This is a genomic window from Streptococcus sp. SM3, assembly GCF_027497875.1.
The window spans coordinates 1-2692 of record NZ_JAJNSA010000175.1 but is presented as its reverse complement, the minus strand read 5'-3'; the positions used below and the strand labels follow the sequence as shown (position 1 = coordinate 2692).

Annotated in this window: 4 protein-coding genes and 1 pseudogene; all 5 read right to left on the bottom strand. The window is 40.6% G+C overall.

The window, feature by feature from the left end:
- Positions 1-164 (bottom strand): annotated as a pseudogene (locus PAN06_RS14430) (alanine-phosphoribitol ligase); the annotation flags it as partial.
- Positions 165-182: 18 nt separating this feature from the next.
- On the bottom strand, positions 183-311 hold the full coding sequence (locus tag PAN06_RS13735; RefSeq protein WP_251457995.1) for a teichoic acid D-Ala incorporation-associated protein DltX: 129 nt from the start codon (positions 309-311) through the stop codon (positions 183-185).
- 169 nt (positions 312-480) lie between these two features.
- Positions 481-1740 carry a S41 family peptidase gene (locus PAN06_RS13730; protein WP_269796607.1) on the bottom strand — a complete coding sequence of 420 codons (1260 nt, stop codon included), beginning with the start codon at positions 1738-1740 and terminating at the stop codon, positions 481-483.
- Positions 1741-1832: 92 nt separating this feature from the next.
- Complete coding sequence (locus PAN06_RS13725; protein ID WP_045760045.1) at positions 1833-2516, bottom strand: DUF4956 domain-containing protein; 684 nt, start codon at positions 2514-2516, stop codon at positions 1833-1835.
- The coding region (locus PAN06_RS13720) for a VTC domain-containing protein (protein WP_269796606.1) at positions 2509-2692 on the bottom strand (184 nt) is incomplete at its 5' end. The genes PAN06_RS13720 and PAN06_RS13725, both read right to left, overlap by 8 nt.

The following is a 2692-nucleotide window of genomic DNA, read 5'->3' as shown; positions in this document are numbered from 1 at the left end:
GGAAGTCCCATTTGATCAATGTGGGCAGCCAAGCTATCTGAATCAGCCTTCAATTGGCCATAGGTATGCTCCTCACCAAGGACATTGTAGACCGGATAGTCTGGTTGTAGTTGCGCATAACGTTCAATTGTCTCGATCATATCGTGAATAGGTTGGTTTGACACGGGTAGGAGTCTCCTTTTCTAAAATTCGTTGTAGATAAAGCCACCCTGACCTTGACCAAGGTAACTAAAGAAATAAAGTAGGGCTAGAAAAATGGCAAAATACAAGACCGTCTGCCCGATAAATTTATAAAGTGTTTGATGTTTCATAAGCTTCACTCTTCATTTTGATTATTACTCTCTATTTTACCATTTTTTATACCAAGTAAGCAATTTTAAACATAGTGAGAATCCCCTGGAAAACGTTATCATTTCAGACATTTATCCCTTCTAATCAAAGAAATTTTCTTTAATCAGTTTTTCTGATTGAAATCCTGTTTTATTTTACATTCCCCCGATGAATTAACTCCAGACACTTGTCCAGATCCACATCTCTTTCAAAATGGTCAGGACTCCAAGGAATCTCTATATCCGGTTCAACACCTTGATCCGTCATTCCTTTGCCTTGATCCAGGCTTAGACAGCGAGAAGTAGGAAACATCAATCGATAATCACCATAATCAACGGTACAACAATTGGAATAGTCTAAAATTCCGAGAGTTGGTCTACCTACCACCGTTACCTTCTTAAATTGCTTCATCATCTGGACAAAATTATCTCCAGAAGAAGCGCAGTAGATGTCTGATAAGACAAAGATCCGTTCGGGATAGTGGCCTCCTCTAACCTCTGGGAAGAATTCCTCGCTTTCTTGCTGATACGGTACATAGCCTTTCCCCCGATGGCGGAGCAAATCCCCTTTCATCTCTTCAAGCAGCTTAACTGTTTCAGGACTAATTTCTTTCTGTTGCATCCAGTCCTCAAAGTCTTTCAAGCGCAGGTCAACATTGCGCTCTGTGTAGAGAATTTCCATGCCATCATCATCCCAGTCAAGCGAATCATAGCCCTGATCCTTCTCTAAGCCTAGATGTAATAGAGGGAAATATAAAGAATCCGTCCCTCCACTGTTGCGTCGGACATCAATGATAAGAAACTTGACTTCCGTCATCGTCGGTAAACACTCTTGGTATAAACGACCCAAAGATCCTTCATCCATAAAGTTATCCAGACGAAGATAAAGAATCCCATCGTCTAATCGTTTCCAAAAAATCTGATCCTGGATCGGTTCTCGACTGGGTACTACTTTAATGGTCTTTTCTATCCCTTCTCGAAGCAGGGTGACACTCGTTGACTGAGAGACCAAATCTGCCCATTCTCTATAATGTCTTTCTGGGGTCTTGCTGATAAAATAGGCTTTATGAAGAGAAGCTATCTGATCCAAGTCACTTCCATCCAGAGCTAGGATCTGATCTCCTACTTGAAGACCCGTATCTTCATTAGCTTCCTCAACATACAGTTTCTGTCCATTTATTCTCAAAAGGAACCCTTTTTGACTGGCCTTTTTATCTCGAAAGGAAACATGCCCGATCACCCCAAAACTAGCTAGGTAAGCCTTAACTTGATAGAGAAAGGCATCATCCGACATATCATCTGTCATTTTTTCTCGAAAGCGATCGGGGTCGCATCCTTTTCGATCCTTGATGGTAGATGAATCATGGCTCATAATCGAGATGATATCTTCAAAAATAGCAGTCTTTTTCATAAAGGATTCCTTCAATTTTTTAGAAATAGTATACCACTTTTTCTTAAAAAGTTCTTAAAATCCTAAAAAACTATCCTAAAGTAGGATAGTAGTTATAAATTCTTTCTTTTCTTGGCTTTCTTTGTCAGAGCGACATCACAATTTTCAATCTTGCTAATCAATAGATTGGCAAGGGCAAAATCATCGATGTTCGATTCCATATTTACCTCATAGTTCAAGGTCAGTTGTTCTCCAGCTTGGGCCGTTGTGACAGAAATAAAGTCAATTTCTGAACAACTTTGATCCAACAACTGGCTGATTTGTTCTGCAACAGAATCTTGTTTTGAGACAGTTATGGTCAAATGACGGCGCCGTTGATGGTCTGCCTTACTCTGTTTGTTCTCTAATACCAGCCACACTCCTAGTAAAGAAAGGGTTGATAAAATGGCCAATAAAAGATAGCCCGAACCTGCCGCTAGTCCTATAATCATGGCAAGAAAAATCGCAATCAACTCTCTAGAACCACTCGTAGCTGACCGGAAACGGATCAAACTAAAGGTCCCTGCCACTGCAATCGAGGTTCCCAAACTTCCATTGACCAAAAAGATCACTAAGGTCATCATACAAGGAAGCAAGGTCAAACTAATGACAAACTCTCGAGTGTAAAGTGTCCGGTATTTATAGGTCCAAGATAGGGCCAGCCCTAGAAAGAGGCTGACCAAAAGGGCCAGCAGTAAGCGCAAGGGATCCACTGTTGCTGTAGCATTATTAAAAATAGAATCAAATAGATTAGACATAGGCAGCACCTACCGTTTCTTGAACTGGTCTTGGGGCATAATCCAAGCCTTGTGATTTATGATAAGCACAGCTATATTTTGAAAATTTCTGTTTCACCAAACCATACTTCTCTAAAATATCCTTTAACCATTGAGGTTCTTGCCCAGGAGCCTTAATTTCCATGATCACGAAGTCA